The sequence below is a fragment of the Marivibrio halodurans genome (assembly GCF_017963645.1).
GTDB classification, from domain to species: domain Bacteria; phylum Pseudomonadota; class Alphaproteobacteria; order UBA8366; family Aestuariispiraceae; genus Marivibrio; species Marivibrio halodurans.
In genome coordinates this window covers 189,956-210,954 of the sequence record NZ_JAGMWN010000004.1, presented here as the reverse complement: position 1 = coordinate 210,954, position 20,999 = coordinate 189,956, and the positions used below count along the sequence as shown (strand labels likewise).

Annotated in this window: 18 protein-coding genes; 9 read left to right on the top strand and 9 right to left on the bottom strand. The window is 66.6% G+C overall.

From position 1 onward, the window contains the following. The first annotated feature begins 6 nt into the window (after positions 1–6). On the top strand, positions 7–426 hold the full coding sequence (locus KAJ83_RS10290; protein WP_210681982.1) for a DUF1178 family protein: 420 nt from the start codon (positions 7–9) through the stop codon (positions 424–426). Between the two features lie 45 nt (positions 427–471). On the opposite strand, the gene KAJ83_RS10285 is transcribed toward KAJ83_RS10290, so the two are convergent. Next, positions 472–1,101 (bottom strand): response regulator, encoded by a 630-nt coding sequence (locus KAJ83_RS10285; RefSeq protein WP_210681981.1) that lies wholly within the window; start codon positions 1,099–1,101, stop codon positions 472–474. A 153-nt stretch (positions 1,102–1,254) separates the two neighbouring features. Here KAJ83_RS10285 and KAJ83_RS10280 point away from each other — a divergent pair, with 153 nt between their 5' ends. Genes KAJ83_RS10280 through KAJ83_RS10270 form a run of 3 tightly spaced genes read left to right on the top strand, consistent with a single transcriptional unit; the run spans position 1,255 to position 6,440 of the window. After that, entirely contained in the window at positions 1,255–1,809 is a 555-nt protein-coding gene (locus KAJ83_RS10280) for a PadR family transcriptional regulator (protein ID WP_210681980.1), read from the top strand. A 6-nt stretch (positions 1,810–1,815) separates the two neighbouring features. After that, positions 1,816–3,102 carry an efflux RND transporter periplasmic adaptor subunit gene (locus tag KAJ83_RS10275; RefSeq protein ID WP_210681979.1) on the top strand — a complete coding sequence of 429 codons (1,287 nt, stop codon included), beginning with the start codon at positions 1,816–1,818 and terminating at the stop codon, positions 3,100–3,102. After that, positions 3,099–6,440, top strand: coding sequence for an efflux RND transporter permease subunit (locus KAJ83_RS10270; RefSeq protein ID WP_210681978.1), 3,342 nt, complete (start codon positions 3,099–3,101; stop codon positions 6,438–6,440). The genes KAJ83_RS10275 and KAJ83_RS10270 overlap by 4 nt, the downstream gene beginning before the upstream one ends. Positions 6,441–6,477: 37 nt before the next feature. Here KAJ83_RS10270 and KAJ83_RS10265 read toward each other — a convergent pair whose 3' ends face one another. Continuing rightward, positions 6,478–6,681, bottom strand: a complete 204-nt coding sequence (locus tag KAJ83_RS10265) for a DUF4169 family protein (RefSeq protein WP_210681977.1) — start codon at positions 6,679–6,681, stop codon at positions 6,478–6,480. 269 nt (positions 6,682–6,950) lie between these two features. On the opposite strand from KAJ83_RS10265, the gene KAJ83_RS10260 reads away from it, so the two are divergent. Further along, the gene (locus KAJ83_RS10260; protein WP_210681976.1) at positions 6,951–10,010 is read left to right on the top strand and encodes an AsmA family protein; all 3,060 of its coding nucleotides are present in this window, start codon (positions 6,951–6,953) and stop codon (positions 10,008–10,010) included. A 16-nt stretch (positions 10,011–10,026) separates the two neighbouring features. On the opposite strand, the gene KAJ83_RS19300 is transcribed toward KAJ83_RS10260, so the two are convergent. Further along, the gene (locus KAJ83_RS19300) at positions 10,027–10,326 is read right to left on the bottom strand and encodes a ribbon-helix-helix domain-containing protein (protein ID WP_210681975.1); all 300 of its coding nucleotides are present in this window, start codon (positions 10,324–10,326) and stop codon (positions 10,027–10,029) included. A gap of 106 nt (positions 10,327–10,432) precedes the next feature. After that, positions 10,433–11,083, bottom strand: coding sequence for an alpha/beta family hydrolase (locus KAJ83_RS10250; RefSeq protein WP_210681974.1), 651 nt, complete (start codon positions 11,081–11,083; stop codon positions 10,433–10,435). A 201-nt stretch (positions 11,084–11,284) separates the two neighbouring features. On the opposite strand from KAJ83_RS10250, the gene KAJ83_RS10245 reads away from it, so the two are divergent. Beyond that, positions 11,285–12,283: a chemotaxis protein CheW gene (locus KAJ83_RS10245; RefSeq protein WP_210681973.1), complete on the top strand. Its 999-nt coding sequence runs from the start codon at positions 11,285–11,287 to the stop codon at positions 12,281–12,283. A 78-nt stretch (positions 12,284–12,361) separates the two neighbouring features. Here KAJ83_RS10245 and fumC read toward each other — a convergent pair whose 3' ends face one another. The 4 genes from fumC to KAJ83_RS10225 form a co-directional block, all read right to left on the bottom strand. Next, a complete protein-coding gene (gene fumC, locus KAJ83_RS10240; RefSeq protein ID WP_210681972.1) occupies positions 12,362–13,756 on the bottom strand; it encodes a class II fumarate hydratase in 1,395 nt (464 codons plus the stop codon). Between the two features lie 93 nt (positions 13,757–13,849). Then, positions 13,850–15,385 carry a trimethylamine methyltransferase family protein gene (locus tag KAJ83_RS10235; protein ID WP_210681971.1) on the bottom strand — a complete coding sequence of 512 codons (1,536 nt, stop codon included), beginning with the start codon at positions 15,383–15,385 and terminating at the stop codon, positions 13,850–13,852. A 167-nt stretch (positions 15,386–15,552) separates the two neighbouring features. Then, positions 15,553–16,509, bottom strand: coding sequence for a DMT family transporter (locus KAJ83_RS10230; protein ID WP_210681970.1), 957 nt, complete (start codon positions 16,507–16,509; stop codon positions 15,553–15,555). Further along, positions 16,506–17,801, bottom strand: coding sequence for a flavin monoamine oxidase family protein (locus KAJ83_RS10225; RefSeq protein ID WP_210681969.1), 1,296 nt, complete (start codon positions 17,799–17,801; stop codon positions 16,506–16,508). Before KAJ83_RS10225 ends, KAJ83_RS10230 begins: the two co-directional genes overlap by 4 nt. Positions 17,802–17,977: 176 nt before the next feature. On the opposite strand from KAJ83_RS10225, the gene KAJ83_RS10220 reads away from it, so the two are divergent. Genes KAJ83_RS10220 through KAJ83_RS10210 form a run of 3 tightly spaced genes read left to right on the top strand, consistent with a single transcriptional unit; the run spans position 17,978 to position 20,073 of the window. Next, positions 17,978–18,862, top strand: a complete 885-nt coding sequence (locus tag KAJ83_RS10220) for a nitrilase-related carbon-nitrogen hydrolase (RefSeq protein ID WP_210681968.1) — start codon at positions 17,978–17,980, stop codon at positions 18,860–18,862. Between the two features lie 56 nt (positions 18,863–18,918). Beyond that, the gene (arsC, locus tag KAJ83_RS10215) at positions 18,919–19,266 is read left to right on the top strand and encodes an arsenate reductase (glutaredoxin) (protein WP_210681967.1); all 348 of its coding nucleotides are present in this window, start codon (positions 18,919–18,921) and stop codon (positions 19,264–19,266) included. Between the two features lie 3 nt (positions 19,267–19,269). Then, complete coding sequence (locus KAJ83_RS10210; protein WP_210681966.1) at positions 19,270–20,073, top strand: enoyl-CoA hydratase-related protein; 804 nt, start codon at positions 19,270–19,272, stop codon at positions 20,071–20,073. 30 nt (positions 20,074–20,103) lie between these two features. Here the strand turns inward: KAJ83_RS10210 and KAJ83_RS10205 are convergent, their stop codons facing one another. Further along, complete coding sequence (locus KAJ83_RS10205; protein ID WP_210681965.1) at positions 20,104–20,748, bottom strand: glutathione S-transferase family protein; 645 nt, start codon at positions 20,746–20,748, stop codon at positions 20,104–20,106. Positions 20,749–20,999: the final 251 nt, after the last annotated feature.

Sequence of the window (20,999 nt, the reverse complement as noted above, 5' to 3'; positions counted from 1 at the left end):
CGACGCATGATTTCCTTCAATCTACGATGCAGCAAGGATCATGAATTCGAGGGCTGGTTCCACGATAGCACCAGTTTCGAGAAGGATTTGAAGAGGCGCCGGATCGAGTGTCCGGTCTGCGGCGATTCCAATTTGGAACGGGCCTTGAGCGCGCCCAATATCGCCAGTTCCGAGCAACGCGACGCCGCGCGCCGGGACCGGGACCGGGCCATGCGGGAGACGCTGCGCGCCTTTCGCCGCCATGTCGAAACCAATGCGGAGAATGTCGGCGAGCGTTTCGCGGAGGAAGCGCGGCGCATTCATTACGGCGAGACGGAGAAGCGCGCGATCTACGGAGAGGCGAGCGCGGACGAGACGCGCGATCTGGTCGAGGAGGGGGTGCCCGTCGCCCCCATCCCCTGGATCGAGGAAGCCAAGGACAATTGACCGACCGGCGCCCGACCGGCGCGGCGTGCCATGTCATGGCACGCTCTAATCGCTTGAAACCCGCGACACCATTCCCCGCCAGGTCACGATCCGGGCCATATAGCCCTCCCGGTCGAGTGGGGCCCCCTCCAATATGGCCTTGAGGCGCCCGGGAACCTCGATCGTGCCGTCCTGCGCGATATCGCGCAACTTGAACCGCCGGTCCGGTCCGATATAGGCCCTGGTCGCGACGAAGCGGCGCGGCTGCGCGGCGAGCGCGCGCAGACTTTCGATCGCCGTCTCGGGTGGGAAGGGCTTGTTCAGGATCTGGTCGAAGCCGGCGGCCGCGTAGCGTCCCGCGAGATCCTTCGTCACGCCGGATCGACAGGCGACCGCCACGAGGAACGGGTCGCCGCCGAGGCGCGCGCGCCGCACCCGGCGAACGATCTCCACCAGGGCGTCGTCCTCCCCGTCCATGTCGAGCAGGGTGAGGTGCGGCGCATCGCGCATGATCGCATTGGCGAGCGATTCAGCGTCGTGGAACGGTTCGAGGTTCCGCAATCCCTCCTCGCGCAGAAGGTTCGCCATGGCCGCCGCCTGATGCCGGTCGGGCGAGAAATAGAGGGCGCGTATCGATCCTAGGCGCTTGAGGCGCGGGTCCTGATTTCGAGGAAGGCGAGGATCGAAGGCGGTCATGCCCGAAAGTCTGGCCGCATCCCGTGAGAACGGCAAGTTGGATATACCATGGATGTGTCGCACGTTATTTTTATATCAAATTGATATATTATGGCTTGATATAGGAAGGGCTTGAGGCTATGTGCCCCCCGTTCGGAAAGGGGATGGTGCGAAATGGATGTGAAAACCACATGTCTCGGCGTTCTGGCGATGGGCGAATCGAGCGGCTACGAGATCCGCAAGCATTTCGAGGAAGGCCCATTCAGCCATTTCGCCGAAGGTGGTTTCGGTTCCATATATCCCGCCCTCAACCGCTTGACGGCCGACGGGCTGATCGATTGCAGCGAACAGGCGCAGGAGAAGCGGCCGGACAAGAAAGTCTACCGCATCAATGAGCGCGGCTTCGCGGCGCTTCTCGATGCGCTCGGTAAGGCCCCGGCGGAGGATCGCTATAAGTCGGATCTGCTGTTCATCCTGTTCTTCGCGGATCATATGTCGCCGGAACGGTTGGAGGGGCTGATCGATGCGCGCATCGCCTTCTATGACGAGAAATTGGCGCATATGTCGGTGCGTGGCGCGGATATCTGTGGCGCCGGCGGTGCCGGTCCGGATTTCGTATGCGGTTTCGGGCAGGCCGTCTATCAGACGGCGCGCGACTACTTGAACGACAACAAGGCGGCGCTGATCGACCGGGTAACGGCGCGGCGCGAGACCAACGCGGCGGAGTAGCGGCGGATGAGCGAGCACCCGAAGAATATCGAGACCAATGGCGGTGGCCGCCCGAAGCGCCGACGCCTGCCGGTTCGTCCCTCCGTATTGATCGCGGTGATGCTGGCCGCGGGCGCGGCGGCCTGGATCATGAGCGGGGATATGGAAAGCCAACGGCCCCCCGTGGCGGGCGCTCCCATGCAGGACGAGGGGGAAAAGGTCGGGTCCGGGGGGATGTCCGCTCCTTCTCCGGCAAACATGCCGGACGGCAAGGCCGTCGCGGTACGCGTCCAGGACAGTGTCGCCGAGCCGCGCCGCGCGCATATGCGCCTGACCGGCAAGACCGAGGCCGACCGTCGCGCGGTGTTGAGCGCGGAGACGGTGGGCCGCGTGGTCGAGATCGGCGTCGATCTAGGCGACCGGATCGAGACGGGGCAGACGGTGGCCCGGTTGGCGACCGACGACCGCATGGCGCAGCTTCGCGAGGCGCGGGCGTTGGTGACGCAGCGCGAGATCGAGTTCAACGCCGCCGACAAGCTCTCCAAGAAAGGCTTCCAGTCCGAGACCGCCAAGGCCCAGTCCCGCGCCCAGTTGGAGGCCGCCCAAGCGCAGCTCGAACGCATCCAGGTGGAGATATCCAAGACCGAGATCACCGCGCCCTTCGCCGGACGGGTGGAGGAGAAGCTGGTCGAGGCCGGCGATTTCGCCCAGACCGGCACGGCGTTGCTACGCCTCGTCGATCTCGACCCGATGCTGGTGACGGTTCAGGTATCCGAACGCGAGATCGAGGAGATCGAGGTCGGTACCGAGGCGACGGTCGACCTGATGTCGGGGCAGTCGCTGACCGGCACGGTGCGGCGTCTCGCCCCCACCGCCACGGAGGAAACCCGGACCTTCGAGGTGGAGATCGAACTGCCAAATCCCGATTTCCGCCTGCGCGATGGCGTCACCGCCAGCGTGCGCCTGCCGACGCGCGAGCGGCTGGCCCATTCCCTGAGTCCCGCCGTGCTGACCCTGGACGATGCCGGCCGCGTCGGCGTCAAGGCGGTCGATGCGGACGACAAGGTGGTTTTCCATCCCGTGCGGATCCTGGAGGATCGGGCGGACAGGATGTGGGTTACGGGCCTGCCGACGACTCTCACGATCATTACTCTCGGCCAGGAGTATGTCGGCGTCGGCGCGACGGTGCGCCCGATGCAGGACGATGTCTTCGAGGATGCCAACGGCCCCAGGATCGAAGCCGATCCGATCGATGAAGATACCCCGCCGCGCGTCAGTCAGGGCGAGGGCGGCGACGTGGGGAACGCCCAATGAGCCCGATCGACGCGGCGCTCGACCGCTCCCGCACCGTCCTGTCGCTGCTGCTGTTCATTCTGATCGCGGGCTTCATCGCCTATGCGACGATCCCCAAGGAAGCCGACCCGGACGTCAATATCCCGATCATCTATGTCTCGATGCATCACGAGGGCATCTCGCCCGAGGATGCGGAGCGTCTGCTCGTCCGGCCGATGGAACAGCAGATGCAGTCGATCGAGGGGCTGAAGGAGCTGCGCTCCACCGGCTATCAGGGCGGGGCCAACGTGCTGGCCGAGTTCGAGGCCGGCTTCGACGCCGACGAGGCGCTCCAGGATGTGCGCGAGAAGGTCGATATCGCGAAGCCCGAATTGCCGGAGGAGACCGACGAGCCGACGGTGAACGAGGTCAATCTGAGCCTTTTCCCCGTCCTGGTCGTGACGCTTTCCGGTCCGGCGCCGGAGCGCACGCTGCTGCGCCTCGCCCGCACCCTGCAGGACGAGATCGAATCGATCCCCTCCGTCCTGGAAGCCAGGATCACCGGCGACCGGGAGGAATCCGTCGAACTGCTGATCGATCCGGCGGAGGTCGAAAGCTATGGGCTGGAGCCGGCCGACCTCTTCAACAAGATCGACCGCTCCAACCAATTGATCGCCGCCGGCGCGCTCGACACGGGCGCCGGGCGGTTCTCGATCAAGGTGCCGGGCCTCTATGAAAGCGTGGACGACATCCTGAACCAGCCCCTGGTCAGTTCCGGTGAATCGGTCGTGCGGGTGCGCGATCTGGCCGAGGTGCGGCGTACCTTCAAGGACCCGACGCAATTCGCCCGCGTCGATGGCGAGCGCGCCATCGGTCTGGAGGTCTCCAAGCGCACGGGCGAGAATATCATCGAGACGATCGAGGCGGTGCGCGCCCTCGTGACGGAAGCCGCGACGCGCTTCCCGGAGACCGTCGAGGTCTCCTTCAGCCAGGATAAGTCGGAGGATATCCGCACCATGCTGAAGGACCTGCAGAACAACGTCATCTCGGCCGTTCTGCTGGTCATGGTGGTGATCGTCGGTGCGCTGGGCGTGCGCGGCGGCCTTCTGGTCGGGATCGCGATTCCAGGCTCTTTCCTGGCCGGTATCCTGGTGCTGTCGATCGCCGGGTTGACGGTCAATATCGTCGTGCTGTTCTCGCTCATCCTGGCGGTCGGCATGCTGGTCGACGGCGCCATCGTGGTGACGGAATATGCCGACCGGAAGCTCGCCGAGGGCGAGAGCAAGGATGTCGCCTACGGTCTGGCGGCCAAGCGCATGGCCTGGCCCATCATCGCCTCCACCGCCACGACGCTGGCGGCCTTCCTGCCGTTGCTGTTCTGGCCCGGCATCGTCGGCGAGTTCATGAAGTTCCTGCCGATCACGCTGATCGCGACACTGTCCGCCTCGCTCGCCATGGCCCTGATCTTCGTGCCGGTGCTGGGCGCGCGGCTCGGCGGGGTGGTGCGCATCGTCCTCACGCTCGCCGTCGCGGCCGCGCTGGTCGGCATCGCCATGGGACTGACCGGATCCGTGCTCGGGTGGATGGCGCTGATTGTCACCGGGGTCGCGGGGGTGGCCGGCCTCGTGCTCGGCTGGTGGCTGGGCGGTATCGCCGGCCGTTTGGTGGAGCGCCAGGACATCGACCCCGAGCGGGCCAAGGCCCTGGCCGCCGAGGCGGATGAGGACCGCACGCCGCTTGACCGGATCGGCGGTTTCACGGGCGGGTATCTGAAGCTGCTGGGCTTGATGCTGCGAGCGCCGGGGACGGTGCTGTTCGTCTCCTTACTGTCCCTCGTCGGCGTCTATGCCGCCTATGGTCAGTTTGGCAAGGGCGTGGAATTCTTCCCGAGTGTCGAGCCCGAGCAATTGATCGTGAACATCCATGCGCGCGGCAACATGGCGGTGCGCGAGAAGGATGCGTTGGTGCGCGAGGTCGAGGCCGACCTGCTGGCCATGCAGGCGGAACGCGGCGAATTCCATACCATCTACACCGCCGCCGGCATCTTCCAGAATCGCGACGACGAGGCCGAGGACATCATCGGCAAGATTCAGCTCGAATTCGTCGATTGGGAGGAACGGCGTCCGGCCGCCGCCATCAAGCGCGAGATCCGCGAACGCACCGCCGATCTGGCCGGCCTATGGGTCGAGGTGCGCGAGCCCGAGGCCGGGCCGCCGACGGGCAAGCCGGTCCATGTCCAACTCTCCGCCCGTGACCCCAGCAAGCTCGACGACGCGGTCCGGGTGATACGCGACCGTTTGGAATCCATGCCGGGCCTCGTCGATCTGGAGGATTCCCGGCCGATCCCCGGCATCGAATGGAAGCTTAGCGTCGATCGGGCGCAAGCGGCCAAGTTCGACGCGGATATCAGCCTGATCGGCAGCTTCATCCAACTCGTCACCAAGGGGTTGAAGGTCAGCGAATACCGTCCGGACGACAGCGACGACGAGGTCGATATCTCCGCCCGCTTCCCGGAGGAGTATCGCACGATCGACCAACTCGACCGGCTGCGCATCAACACCGGCCGGGGGCAGGTGCCGGTCGGCAATTTCGTCGAGCGCTCGGCCCAGCAGCAGACCGGTGTCCTCAACCGGGTCGACAGTCGGCGCATCATGTATGTGCGCGCCGACGTGGCCGAAGGGGTTCTGCCCGACGACAAGGTGCGCGAGATCCGGGCGTGGCTGGACGGGAACCCTGGCTTGCCGGAGGGGGTGAATGTCGAGTTCAAGGGCGAGGACGAGGAGCAGAAGAAGGCGCAGGAATTCCTGGTCCAGGCCTTCGCCGTCGCGTTGTTCCTTATGGCGGTGATCCTGGTGACCCAGTTCAACAGCTTCTATTCCGCCTTCCTGATCCTCTCTGCCGTCGTGATGTCTACCGTCGGCGTGTTGCTCGGCCTCATGGCGATGGGCGAGCCGTTCGGCATCGTCATGTCGGGGATCGGGGTGATCGCGCTCGCCGGGATCGTGGTGAACAACAATATCGTGCTGATCGACACCTTCGACCGCTTGAAACTGACCAGCCCGACCCCGCGCGAGGCGATCCTGCGCACCGGCGCCCAGCGCCTCAGGCCGGTCATGCTGACCACGGTGACGACGATCCTGGGGCTGATGCCGATGGTGTTGCAGACGAATATCGACTTCGTCGCCCGCACCGTCTCGATCGGCGCGCCGTCCACGCAATGGTGGGTGCAACTCTCGACCGCGATCGTCTTCGGGCTTGCCTTCGCGACGGTGCTCACGCTGTTGGTGACGCCGTCGGCGCTGATGGTGCGCGCCAATATTCAGACCCGGCGCGCGCGCAAGGCGGATGGGACGGGCGCGACGGCGCAGCCGGCGGAATAAGGCGGTCGTCCCCGCCTGCCGGCCGTATGGGGCCGCGTCAACGCGCCGGGTCGGTGTTGTCCTCGTCGCGCACGATCCTATGGGCCTCGTGCTTGTCGCGCCCGCGCGCTTCCTCCTCGCGCTCGCGTATCTTATCCGCCTTGGTACGGCCGAACTTCGTCCGGTTGGCGGAGGCCTCGGCGTCCTTCACTCGGCGCGCCTTTTCCTTACGGAAGGTCTTCAGATTGACGATGTCGGCCATGATCCTGGGATCTCCGAGGATAGGAAGCGGCCGTGTCCGCGGGCGCCGCTTCGGTGACGGTCTCCGGGTGACGACGGTTGATCGACCGTCGCCCTCGGGTAATCTTAACGCCACGCGGGGAGGCCGCGCGATAGCAAATGACGGGACGGGCGCCCTTGGGCGGCCGCCCGGGTGCGCGCGCGGGCGGACACGCGGTCGATTCCGAGCCCCGGGGGCAGGGGCGATACGGGGGGGACCAAGCGGGTGGGACCAGCAGGACGGGAGGCCGGATGAAACGGCTTTATTGGGCGGCTGGCTTGGCCTGCGCCGGGCTTGTCGGGGCGCTTTTCATCGCTCCCCGTTTCGTCGATTGGGATGCCTGGAAACCTGACATCGAACAGGGGGCGGCGGCGTGGCTGAACATGCCCCTGGCGATCGATGGCAATCTCGCCGTCGATCTGCTGCCGAGTCCGCGCCTGACCGCGACCCAGGTGACGCTGGGCCCGGCGGACGCGCCGGCGGCCACCATGCGATGGGTTCGCGCCTCGCTCGATCTGCGTGAATTGATCAAGGGCTCTATCGTCCTGAAAAGCGTCCGCCTCGTCGAACCGGAAGTCCATATCAACCGAATGATCGCGGCCACGGAGGGGGCATCGCCGGACGGGGCGACCGCGCCCTCCGGTGACGGCGGTTCGGCGGCGCCGAATTTCCTCGGCGGCACCGATGCGCTCAACACCATTCCCTTTGAAATCGTCGATGGCGTCTTTCGCGGCACGCCGATCGAGAATCTGGCCGTGCGGCTCGACGATGTCGACGGTACGCTATCCGTGCGTCCGGGGGCCGGCGGCATCGCGGCGGAAACCGGATTCGATGGCGCCTTCACGCTCGCCTCGCGGCGGCTTTCGGGTGGCTTCCGGATGCAGGCGCGCGATGACGGGTTACGCCTCGGGGTCGAGTTGAGCGCGGCGGATGTGCGCGCCGACAATCCGCAGGGTGTTTCCCGGCTCAGCTTCTCCGGACGTAGTTCCGGGGAGGATCGGGGGCGTATCGCCGGCGATCTTCGCATTACAGCCGGCCGCTTGACCGCGTTGCCCTGGTTGCCGGGCGCCGTGATGGCGGAGGCGGAACGGATCGCGCCCGGCGCGGTCACGCTGGAGGGCCGGTTGATCGCGGATCGGACGGAGGAGACCATCCGCCTGGAGCAGGCCAGCGCCTCCACCGATGATCTCAGAGGGACGGGCGGATTGGGGCTTTCCCTGGCGGGGCGGCCGCGTCTGAACCTGACCTTGTCGCTCGCCTCGCTCGATCTGACCCGCCTCGACGAACCGTCGGCGTCGGCCGCCCGGGGGGATTTGCTGGATGGCGAGGGGGAGGCCCTGGGCTCGGAGGCCGCGTTGCCCGCGCTCCTTGGCGACACACGGCCGGCGGGCGAGGCGGGGCCGTTGGCGCTCGACGATCCCGCGCGCTTCCCGGAAGCCTTGAGCGCGCGTTTCGCCGCTTTCCACGCCGCCTTGCTGGCGCGGGTGCGAAGCATTGCGGCCGCCTCGCGGGCCTTCGACGGAATCGCCACCACGCTCGATATCTCCGCCGACACGCTGCGCCTACCCGGCGGGGTCGTTCGGCAGGCGGCCTTACGGGCCTCCGCCTCGTCGGGCGAACTCCTGATCGAGCGCGCGAGCGCGCTGCTTCCCGGCGGGTCCGATCTGGCGGTCTTCGGTTTCATCGACACCGACGTGGACGCGCCGCGGTTCGAAGGCGAGTTGGCGCTACAATCGGACGATGCGCGCCGTGTTCTCGAATGGCTTGGTTGGGAGGAAGAGGCCTGGGTTCGCGCCATCCCCGACGACCGGCTGCGCTCGGTCCGTTTGTCGGCCTCGGCCGTCCTGGACCGGGAAAGCCTGCGCGTCAGCGATATCCTGGCCGATATCGACGCGGCGACGCTGTCCGGTTCCGCCCATCTCGAAGCCGGTACGGGGGGGCCTCGTCTTTCCGTCGATTTCGACGCCGATAGCCTGAACATCGATGCCTATCGCGGTGATCTGTCGGACGATCCGACGGGCACCGATCCGGCCTCCCCCGATCCAGCCGCCGACGCGGCCGGGAGGGGCATGGTGACGGATGCCGGGCGCCCCGCCCCCTTCATGGCGGGAGAGATGGTGCAATTCTTCAGCCGGGCCAGCGCCTGGGCCAAGGCCTTGGCTGGCGCCCCCATCGCGTTCGATATCGATGTCGGCCGGGTGACGGCCGCGCGCAGGGCTTATGAGGGCGCGCGCTTCACCCTCGGCACGCGCGAGGGCGAGCGGCGCGTGACCCTGTCGGTCGACCAGGTGGCCTCGATCGGCTTGCGCGCCGCTTTGCGGTTTCCGGTGGAGGAGGCGCGGGTCGATTGGCGTCTGGCGCTGCGGGTGGAAGGTCCCGATCTCGGCACCAGCGCCGCGGCTTTCGGCGCCAGCCCGCATTGGACCCAGCGCGCGCGCGCGGTGGAGGCCGGATTTCTGCGCGCCACGGTCGATGGCAACTCAGCCGGTCTTGGGTTCCGGGCCGATCTGGGAGCGGGGCCCCAGGCGATCGATGGCGAGGCGCGATATCAACTCACCCTCGGAGGCGTTCTTTCCCCGGGGCGGGAGGGGGGGTACCGTCTTCAGGTCTCGCAGGGGCGGTTGCTTAACCGGGGGCGGTCTTTCGATGGGGTGCAGGGTGTCGCGCGAATCGCCCATCCGTTCGACGCCGCCCGAACGATCGCGATCGATTCGGCACGTTTGAACCTGCTTGGCGGGACACTGGATGTCTCCGGGCTGGCCGCCGCCGCGTCGGCGGGCGGAGTCGATCTTGATCTGCGCGGCGGGCTGACCTCGATCGATCTTGCCAGGGCGGTGGGCGATATCGGTCCGCTGGTGCGCGTCGATGGAGAGGCGCAATTGACCGGTCGACTGATCGGCCGGGATGTCGGCTTCGTCGATCCCTGGGCGGGGCTGTCGGGGGAAGGACGTCTTGATGGGCGGGCGTCCCTCGCCGTGCGGCCGGGTGCCGCCGGTCAGGCGGCCGGTGTCGCGCAGGTCGAGCGTCTGGCGAACAAGCTTTCGGACTATTTCGGTGGCGAGGGAGGCGCGCTGGGGGGGACCTTCACGCTCGATGCGGGCCATCTGAGCATTCCCGATCTCGCGGTCGAGGCCTCGGGCGCGCGGGCAGCCGGTCGAATCGATGCGGACCTCGCCGAGGACCGTCTCGACGTTCGATTCAGCGTGCGCGAGCCGTCGGCAGATTCGTCCTATCTCGAACTTGAGGCGCGGGGCCCGATGACAAGCCTCGATGTACGCACTGCGGGAAGCTGGATTTCCGGGAATCGGTAAGCCGAGCGGACCTCGTTCAACGGGACGTCTTCGCCAGCAGCACGTAGGTTCGAATCGCGCTCGACAGATTGCCGCGTCGGCCGCGGTCGATTTCCGTAACCAATTGGTTGACCGATATCGAACGCGCGCCGGCCAATTCGCGAAGCGCTTCCCAGAAGGCGTTTTCCAGGGAAATGCTGGTTCGATGACCGGCGATGACGACGGAACGCTTCTTGATTTCGGCGGCGTCGGGTCGCGGTTCGGCGGAGCCCGATCCGGTGGAATGTGATCCATCGCCTTGATCGGAATAGGCGGCGAGAAGTCTGTGCTCGTTCATGGCTACCGGGTTCTCCAACACGGCCGGCGTTTCGCCAATTGTGGCGCTGGCCCCGCATTCAACCAAATTCTGACTGCGTTCTAGCGTCCAACCCCTTAAGGAAAGTTTAAACGAAATGCTTTAGAAATTCGGCGATCGTTCGGGCCGAGTCGTTCAGGGTGTCGGCATGGTCGAGGCCGCTTTTTTTCCGGGGGGCAAGGTCGTGGTCGCCGTCCGGTGCCCAGAAAAGATCGATATGGGGGGAGAGGGCATAGCCCTCGACCTCCTCCCGCCGGCCGAACGGGTCACGCTCCCCCTGACAGATCAGCGTGGGCGTGCGCAGCGTCTCCAGATGGGCGGTTCGGGTACGCTCCGGCTTGCCCGGCGGGTGGAATGGATAGCCAAGGCAGATCAGCGCATTCACCCCGGTCTCGGCCGCGATCAGGCTCGCCATGCGTCCCCCCATGCTCTTGCCGCCGATGGCGAGACGCGCCGATGCCGGGCCGGCGAGGTTCGCGCGCAGATCGTGAACGACGGTGCGATAAGCGTCGAGCAGCACGGGCTGGCGGTCCGGCGGGCGGCGGGTTCCTTCCAGACGGCGCCTGACCATATAGGGAAATTCGAAGCGGATTACCCGAATGCCATGCGCGGCGATGCGCGCGGCGATATCCGTCATGAAGGCGGAATCCATCGGCGCGCCCGCCCCATGGGCAAGGCACAGACACCAGGTCGCGTCCTCCGGCCCGTCGAACAGCCAATTCCGCGCCGTGGTCTCCATGCGTCGTCTCCATCGCTCGTTTCTCGGTCGCCATGCCCTGAAAGGCACGGGGCGGATGCCGGGATGGCATGGACCGGCGGCATTCGCGTCAATAGGATATTAACCTGGATAAGGTCTAATATAGGGACGGAATGGGTGGCACCGGATCGCGATGGTCCGCTATCCTCCTAGGAATCGTATGAAGAAAGGGAGGGATGGACGATGTCCAGCCTGGCCGTCGCGGATAAGACAAGGTCTCATGAGATGAATGCCGAGGACGAAGAGCAGCTCGTCACGATGATCGTGGACGATCAACTGTTCGGCATCCCGATCCTGCGCGTCCAGGATATCGTCGAGCCGACGCAGATCACGCCAGTCCCCCGCGCGCCCTCCGCTATCGCGGGTGTCCTCAATCTGCGCGGCCGGATCGTCACCGTCATCGATCTGCGCGAATGCCTGGGCGCCCCGCCGGTTTCGAGCGAGAACCGCCTGATGTCGGTCACGGTCGAGCATAATGGCGATCTCTTTACCCTGTTGGTCGATTCGATCGGCGATGTGCGTTCCCTGCCGCGCGCGGCCTTCGATAAGCCGCCGGTCACGCTGGACCAGCGCATGCGGCGCCTGTGTTCCGGCGTCTTCCGGCTGGAAGGGCAACTCCTCGCGGTCCTCGATGTTGAGAAGGTGCTGGACGAGGAATTCATCGCCAGCATGCCGACGCGCACCCGGCCGCGCCTGGACCTGGGACGGAAGAAGGACAAGAGCAAGGACAAGGATCGCCCGCGCGCGGTCAAGGAATCCGCCCGCTCCAGCGTCAAGCGCGCCTCCTCGGCCGAGGACGATTCGGCGGCGGACGCCGCACCGCTCTATGAACGTCTCGGCGGCGAGGCGGCGGTCGATGGGGCCGTCGATCTCCTGCAGGGAAAGGTCGCCGGAGACGACCGTCTGGATGCCTTCGTCGCGGGGCGCGACACGGCCGCGCTGAGCAAGACGATGAAGCGTTTCATGGCCCAGGTGCTGGGCGGCCCGAAGCACTTCAGCGAGGCCGATATGCGCGCGGCCTATAAAAAGCTGGTGCGGGAGCAGGGGCTCGACGACACGCATTTCATCGCGGTCGCCGGCCATCTCGCCGATACGCTGAATCAGATGGGCGTGCCGGACGACATGATCCACGAGGTGCTCGGCGCGGTCGAAACACTCCGGAATCAGGTGCTGGATCGCTGATAATTCCCGTTCCGCCGGCCCGGGCGCGATGACGCGGGGCCGGCGGAACGGGATTATAGGCACCGCAATCCTATTTGTTCAGGCCGACGGTCCGATCATCGCCTTCGGATCGACCCAACGGTCGAAATCCTCCGCCGATACGAGGTCGAGCGCGACCGCCGCCTCCTTCAGTGTCGTGCCCTCCGCATGCGCCTTCTTCGCGATCCTGGCGGCATTGTCATAGCCGATATGCGGGTTGAGGGCCGTCACCAGCATCAATGACTGGCGCATCAACTCCGCGATGCGGCTTTCGTTCGCCTCGATTCCGTCGATGCAATGCTCGGCGAAGCTGACCGCCCCGTCCGCGATCAGCCGGATCGACTGCAACACGTTATGGACGATCACCGGCTTGAAGACGTTCAACTCGAAATGGCCGTTCGATCCCGCGACGGTCACGGTCGTATGATTGCCCATGACCTGGGCCGCGACCTGGGTCAGAGCCTCCGCCTGGGTCGGATTCACCTTGCCCGGCATGATGGAGGAGCCGGGCTCGTTCGCCGGCAGGATCAATTCCCCCAGGCCCGAGCGCGGGCCGGAGCCGAGAAACCGGATATCGTTCGCGATCTTCATCAGGCTGGCGGCCAGCGTATTGAGGGCGCCCGACATCTCGACCAACGCGTCGTGGGCGGCCAGCGCCTCGAACTTGTTGGGGGCGGTGGTGAAAGGCAGGCCCGTCGCTTCCGCCACCTTCTCCGCGACCAGCCGGTCGAAGCCCTGCTTGCTGTTGAGGCCGGTGCCGACGGCCGTTCCGCCCTGGGCCAGTTCCATGGCGCGGGGAAGCGCGGCCTCGATCCGGGCGATGCCGTTGCGCAGTTGCTGGGCATAGCCGGAGAATTCCTGGCCGAGGGTCAGCGGCGTCGCATCCTGGGTATGGGTACGGCCGATCTTCACGATCTCCGCGAAGGCTTTTTCCTTCGCCTCCAGGCTCGTCAGCAACTGCTTCAGGGCGGGCAGCAGGCGTTCGTTCGCCTCGACCCCGACGGCGATCGCCATCGCGGTCGGCATGCTGTCGTTGGAGCTTTGGCCGCGATTGACATGATCGTTGGGGTGGACCGGCGTCTTCGTGCCCATTTCGCCGCCCAGCCGGACGGAGGCGCGGTTCGCGATCACCTCGTTCAGGTTCATATTGGTTTGCGTGCCGGAGCCGGTCTGCCAGACGACCAGCGGAAAATGGTCCGTCAACCCGCCGGCGACGATCTCGTCGGCGACGGCGGCGATCGCCTCGGCGATGTCCGCCGGCAGTTCGCCTAAATCCTTGTTGGCCAGCGCACAGGCCTTTTTCTGGATCGCGAAGGCACGGATCAGCGCCATCGGCATCCGCTCCTCCCCGATGCGGAAGTTGCGGCGGGAACGCTCGGTCTGCGCGCCCCAGTAACGGTCGGCCTCGACCTCGATTTCGCCGATGCTGTCGGTCTCGATACGCGTATCGGTCATGAACCCCTCTTTGGCGGCTATCGGTCCCTCGTCCTCCCTGCATATGGGGCGCGGGTAGGGGCTTGCCACCGTGCGTTCGGAAAGGGAGAGGGGTCAGGGCTCCTCCGTGCCCAGGGTTTCCTTGCGCTTGGCGACATAGGCGTCGATCGCCTCCAGCCGTCCCGGGTCCATCGGGGGCGGCTCGTATTCCGCCAGCAGGCGCTGCCAAACCCCCGTCGCGCGTTCCGTCGCGGTCTTGGCGCCGTCCTCCCGCCAATTCTCCTGGGTGCGCCAATCGCTGAGGAAGGGGGCATAGAAGGCGGTCTCGTAGCGCGCCATCGTATGCTCCGTGCCGAAGAAATGGCCGCCCGGCGCGACGGCGGCGATGGCCTCCGTCGCGATCTCGGCGGGGGAGGTGTCGATCGGTTTCAGGAAGCTGATGATGTGTTGCAGGATTTCCGCATCGACCACCAGCTTCTCGAAGGACGCGACGAGCCCGCCTTCCAGCCATCCGGCACCGTGATAGATCAGATTGCCGTGACCCATGACGGCGCCCCACAGGGCCATCATCGTCTCCCAGGTGGCCTGGGCGTCGACCGTGTTGGCGGCGTTGCAGTCGCTCGTCCGGTAGGGCAGGCCATAGCGCCGGGCCAATTGACCGCCGGCCAGATTGGCCTTGGCGTTTTCCGGCGTGCCGAAGGCGGGGGCGCCCGTTTTCATGTCCACGTTGGAGGTGAAGCCGCCATAGACCATCGGCGCGCCCGGCCGGGTAAGCTGCACCAGCGTCAGGCCGAGGAGCGCCTCCGCGTTCTGCTGCGTCAGCGCGGCGGCGAGCGTCACCGGCGTCATCGCCCCCATCAGGGTGAAGGGGGTGACGATGGTCGCCTGATTGCGCCGGGCGCTCTCCATCAAGCCCTCCGCCATCGCCTCGTCCAGCTTGCGCGGGCTGTTGATGTTGAGGTTCGTGATGACGGAGGGGTCGTTCTCCAGATCCTCCGCGCTCATCCCCCGCGCGCGGGCCACCATCTCCACCGCGTCGGCGACGCGGCCCGCCCCGATACCGATGGCGTGGAAGATGCGGTCGGTGTGGACGAGGTTCGCGCGCGCGATGTCGAGATGCCGGCTGTTCGCCGGCAGTTCGATCGGCGGTGCCGGTTGCGAGCCGAGGAAATGGATGCAGGGAAAGCACTGCCCCAGGCTGACGAGGCGGATATAGTCCTGGAGATTGCCCGCCCGGCGACCGTTGATCCGGTCATGCAGGTTCGGCGCGCCGGAGACCAGCCCGAAATGGATGCGGTTACCGCCCAGTTCCAGCGCGTGCGCCGGTTCCCGCGGGGTAAGCGTGAAGCGGGACGGCGCCTTCGCGATCGCCTCGGCCACCAGCCCCCGGTCCAGGCGTACGACACCGCTTCCGCGATCGACCATGGCGCCGGCCCGCGCGAAGCTGTCGAGCGCGGCATCGCCCATCACCTCGATGCCGTGATTCTCCAGCAGGTCCATCGAGGCCTCGTGGATCGCCTCGACCTGATCGGCGCTCAGGGGTTCCAGGGGGGGAAATGGATTTTCGACGGATTGCCAGGGCAGGGTACGGATGCCGGGATCGCGATCGCGACGCTCGCGGCCGCGGGCGCGTCGCTGGGGTCGGGGCATGGGATGAACGCTCCTCGCCTATGCTTGGGACCGGATCGTTTCTCGCGCGGCGGCGGGAGCCGGTCTCCGATCCGCCGCCGCTTCGATCCAGCATTTCCCGATGACGAGTGGGCCTGTGTCTCATCCGCGACGGAAATGCCTTCATTTCGGCGACGGGTGAGCGGTGCTCAGCTGGGTGGTTCGGCGGGGAAACGGTCCGGCGGGCGCATCCTCGCGCGCCCAAGACGGGATTCGCGTACCGCGATATAGGTGCCAGCGGCGAAGATGGTGCCGCCGCCGATCCAGGTGAAGAGATCCGGTACCTCCAGGAATAGCAGATAGCCGAGCGCCGCCGCCCAGATCAGCTTGAAGAAGTCGACCGGCATGACCACGGCCGTTTCGCCGAGGCGCAGGCTCTCCGACAACGCCCATTGCGCCAACGCGCCCAGGCACCCGATCCCGGCCAGCCAGATATAGGCTTCCCCACTCGGCCATTGCCAGACGAAGAGGGCCGGGACCAGCGAGAGCGGTGCCAGCATGATTCCCATATAAAGCGTGATGGTCGTCGAGCTTTCCGTGCGCGAGAGAAGCTTGATCACCAACAAGGCCACCGCCCAGACCACGGTGGAGAGGACGACCAGGATATGACCGAGGTCGAATCCGCCGAAGCCGGGGCGGATCAGCACCATCGCGCCCGCGAATCCGGCCAGGATCGCGGCCCAGCGCCGTGGACCCACATGTTCGCGCAGAACAAGCGCGCCGAGTAGCGTGACGAAGATCGGCGCCAGGAAGCCCAGCGCCGAGACATCCGCGAGCGGCGCCAGGGAGAGCGCCGTGAAATACATCAGCATCGCGACCAGATTGGTCGCCGCCCGCAGACCTAGAAGCCCCGGCCGCTTCGTGCGCAATGGCGCGATTCCGACGCGTAGCAGGACCGGCAACAATGCGATCACCGCGAAGAAATTGCGGAAGAACGCGATCTCGAACGGGTGAAGTTCATGACTCACCTGCTTGATACCGGCATGCATGCTGGCGAAGGCGATCGCCGCCACCAGCATCCACCCCATGCCCTTTAGATTGTTGGCGCGCTTAAGATGGTCCGATGTCGGCGGTTCGATGCGGAACTTGGGGACGCGCGCCCTCATGCGCCTGGTACCGGCCGGTCGGCAAGACCCGTCCGATTGCGCCGCGCCATCACATGGCCGACCGCGCGCAGGCCGCTCATATAGGCGCCATGGGCGGAGGCGAAGCGCGTCGGGTGCGTCGCCTCGCCCGCGAGGTGCAAGCGCTCTTCCACCGGTTCGGCCAGCCGGGGACGCAGATGCGCGCGACCCGGCACGGCATGGGAATAGGCGCCCCGGATCAACGGGTCGCCCGACCATTGACTGGCGACCCAGCCGGTGATCCGCTTCTCGATGCCGGCGCCGAAGACCTCCTTCAAGGCGTCGCGCAGGAAGGCGAAGGCCGCCTCCTTGCCCGCCCGGCCGAGATCGCGCGCCAGGTCGCCGGATAGATAGCCGGTCAATTCCGCGCGGCCGAATTCATGGATCATCAGGCCGATCTGGTCGCCGTTCCGGGTCAGGATATGGCCCGGGGCTTGATCGCCGATACCGTCGAGCCGTTCCGTCAACGCGATGCCGACACGTTCCGCATGGCCGAGGGGCACCGCCTCGATCGCGGAGAGAACGTCCGCGGGCAGCCCCGGTTCGATCGCGATCGCCCCCTCGGCGAGGACGGTGCTGGACACCGCCAGGATCACGTCGTCCGCCTCGATCGTGCCCTGGGCGGTCTCCACCCGGATATGTTTGCCCGCGCGGTCGATGCGCCGGACCGGGCAATCCAGCGTCACCGGCTGGTCGCCCAATATCTCCGCGATCATCGCGCCGTAGCCGTGCTCCAAGGGCCAGTTCTCCGGTGTCTCCATCTGCCGGGCGATGTCGCCGGTGGAAATCCGTTCCGGCGGGACGCTATAGATCGCGCCGGCCCAACCCCGGAATAACGGGTAGTAGGGTGAAGATGTATCCAGGATCTCCGCGCCGACCCGGTCCGCGCCCGCCGCGCCGGCCTCCTCCAGCGCCGTGAAGCAGCGCAGGTAATAGGCCGCGCAATCCGCGCGCGTGGCCGCGTCCATGACCGCGCCCCGCATGGCGAGCCAGCGTGGCACGCCGTCGGGGTGCGGTTGATTGCGCAGTGCCTTGCGGTGGCTCAGCGCGAGGGCGGCGAGCGGATTCTCGCTCGCGTCGTGCATCCAATGGCAGCCGATATCGTACGGGCCGCTGGGCAGGCCGGTCTTGTCGGTCAGCGCGCGGCCGCCGATACGGCCCGCCGCCTCGACTATCACGACATCGAGACCGCCCGCCCGTGCCGCCAGCCCAGCGGCCAACCCGGCCGCGCCCGCGCCGACGATGACCAGATCGGCCTCGCTCCGCCCGCTCATGAGATGCTCCGATTTTGTGATCACAATATTGACCGGAGGAGGCTAGCCGAGCGAACCGGGTTTGTCAGCCCGGGAGGCCAGGTTGCGCGGGGGCCGCCGACTTCTTATCCGTTCTGGTCGAGGCGCCGGTCGATCCGCTATATGACATGCCTGTCCGCGCGTTCAGGAGAAAGCCCATGGTGGCCGCATCGAGGATAAAGGTCGCGGTCGCGCAGGTCGCGACCGATCTGCACCACGTCGCGCGCAATCTGGAGCGTCATCACGATTTCATCGCCCGGGCGCGGGAGGCGAAGGCGGACCTGCTGCTGTTCCCGGAGCTTTCCCTGACCGGCTATCAGGTCGCGGAACATGCGGTCGATCTGGCCATGCCGAAGGACGATCCGCGTCTTCGCGCGCTGGCCGAGGCGGCGGGCGACATGACCGTCATCTGCGGCTTCGTGGAGGAAGGCTATGCCGCCCAGTTCTATAACGCCGCCGCCGTGCTGCGCGGCGGGCGGGTCGATTTCGTCCATCGCAAGATCAACCTGCCCTCCTACGGCCGGATGGAGGAGGACAAGTATTTCGCCGAGGGACGCTATGTCGAGGTCTTCCCGTTGGAGGACCCGTGGACGGCCGGACTCCTGATCTGCGCCGATCTGTGGAATCCGGCGCTGGTCCATCTCTCGGCCTTGCACGGGGCGACGCTGCTGCTCTCGCCCATCGCGTCCGCCAACGAGGTGGTCGGCGGCGATTTTTCCAACCCCGACGGCTGGGACGTGACCTTGCGCTTCTATGCCATGATGTACGGCATGCCGGTCGCTATGGCGAATATCGCGGGCCGGGAGGGTGGACTGCATTTCTGGGGCGGCAGCCGTATCCTCGACCCGCACGGTCGGGTGCTGGCCCAGGCCGAGGGGGACGAGGAGGTTCTGCTGACCGCCGATCTGGATTATGACGCGGTGCGTCGGCAGCGCTTCGCGCTTCCCACCGTGCGGGACAGCAATCTCGACCTGATCCACCGGGAGGTCGATCGTCTGGTCAATCGCGTCGGCGTGCCCGTGGCGTTCCGGCGGCCGGGGTGATCCGCCGTCTCCGGGACGGGATACTCGATATGACGAATAAGGAGGGACGGAAATCCATGTCCATTACCATCTACCACAATCCGCGCTGCACGAAGTCGCGCCAGACACTGGACCTGCTGAAGGAAAAGGGCGTGACGCCGGAGGTGGTGCTGTATTTGGAATCGCCGCCGGACGCGGCCGCGCTCAAGGACCTGAAGGCGAAGCTGGGCCTGGAAAGCGCGCGGGACATGATGCGCACCAAGGAAGCCGCCTATAAGGACCAGGGGCTGAAGGATGTCGCCGACGAGGATGCCCTGATCCGCGCGATGGCCGAGACCCCGATCCTGATCGAGCGGCCGATCGTCGTGAATCGCGACAAGGCGCGGATCGGCCGCCCGCCCGAGACCGTGCTGGAGATCCTCTGAGCGATGAGCACGGCCCCCGTCCTGTTCGAGAAATCCGGTCATGTCGCGACCCTCACCCTCAACCGGCCGGAGGAGTTGAACGCCTTTTCCGAGCCCACGATGATCGAGGCGTTCCTGGAGGCGCTCGACCGCGTCGCGGGCGACGCGGAGGTGCGCGCGGTCGTGCTGACGGGGGCCGGGAAGGCCTTCTCCGCCGGCGGCAACGTCAAGCATATGCGCGAGAAGACCGACATGTTCGCCGGCACCGCCGCCGATATCGAGAGCGCCTATCGCGACGGCATTCACCGCGTGCCGCCGCGCTTCGACGGGCTGGAGGTGCCGGTGATCGCGGCGGTGAACGGCGCGGCCTTCGGCGCGGCGCTCGATCTGGTCTGCCTATGCGACATCCGTCTCGCGGCGCCGGAGGCGCGTTTCGGCGCGCCCTTCGTGCGCATCGGCATCGGGCCGGGCGACGGCGCGGCCTGGTTCCTACCGCGCGCGATCGGTGAGCAGGCGGCGGCCGAGATGCTCTATACCGGCGAGCCGATCGACGCGGAGCGCGCGCTCGCCCTCGGCCTCGTCTCGCGCATCGTGCCGGCGGGCGAATTGCTGGCGGAGGCGCGGGCGCTCGCCACGCGGATCGCCGCCAACGCGCCCCAGGCGGTGCGCTACACCAAACGTCTGTTGCGCGCCCAACGCGGGCAGAGCCTGCCGGAACATCTGAGCCAATGCGCCGCCTATCAGGCGATCCTGCATGGCACGGCGGACCATGCGGAGGCGCTCGACGCCTTCTTCGAAAAGCGGCCGGCCATATTCGCGGACCGCTGAACGCGGCCCCGAATATGAAATCATCATATGCTAGCCGGTGCCGATGCTGATCCGTCCCTGCCTGGCGAGGCAGGTTCGCGCCGCCGGCCAGTCGGCGACATGTCGATAGCACCGATCGATCGCCGGCCGGCTCGCCAGGAGTTCCTCCATCGGATCGAACCAAGTGATCAGCATCATCATATAGATATCGACGATGCTCGGCCGGTCGCCAAGATGGAAGGGGCCATGGGCGGCCAGATGCGTTTCGACCAACGACCAGGCGTCCTCCAGTTCCCGCACGGCCAGCGCCCTGATGCCGGCCGCCGCCCGCCGGTCCGTCGTCAGGCGTTCCGGATAGTAGAACCGCTTGTAGAGGGGTTGCACCGCCGTCGCCAGGAAGGTCAGGCCACTGAGGAAGAGGGGGCGGTCGGGGTGGCCGGTCGCGGGGGAAAGCGCGCCTTCAGGGGTCATGTCGGCCAGATGGAGACAGATCGCCGCCGCCTCGGTCATTATCCGGCCGTCGGGGAGGCGAAGCGCCGGGACCTTGCCGGCGGGATTGACGGCGAGGAAATCGGGCGTGCGATGCATGCCCTTCGTTATGTCGATCTCGATAAGGCGATAGGGCAGGGCGAGTCGTTCCAGCACCACCTGCGGTGCCAGGCAGGCGGTTCCTTCCGCGTAATAGAGATCGAACATGCCGGCACCTCCATCGCCTTCCCGGTCGGAAGAGTACCGGCAGGAATGGGCGTCGATAAAGGACCGGGATTCGCGGGCCGGCACTTGCCCGGCGGAGCCGGAGCCAGGAAGGGTTTCCTTGGATGTCGTCTAGCTGGCAAAACAAGTCGCGGCCACGCTGTCCTCGTCCGTGGGTTGGGATAGCGTGCGCCTCGCAGTAGGGCGGCGTCTGGCACCGCCTCCTGTCAACGCTTCATACCCGGGGGAAGGCC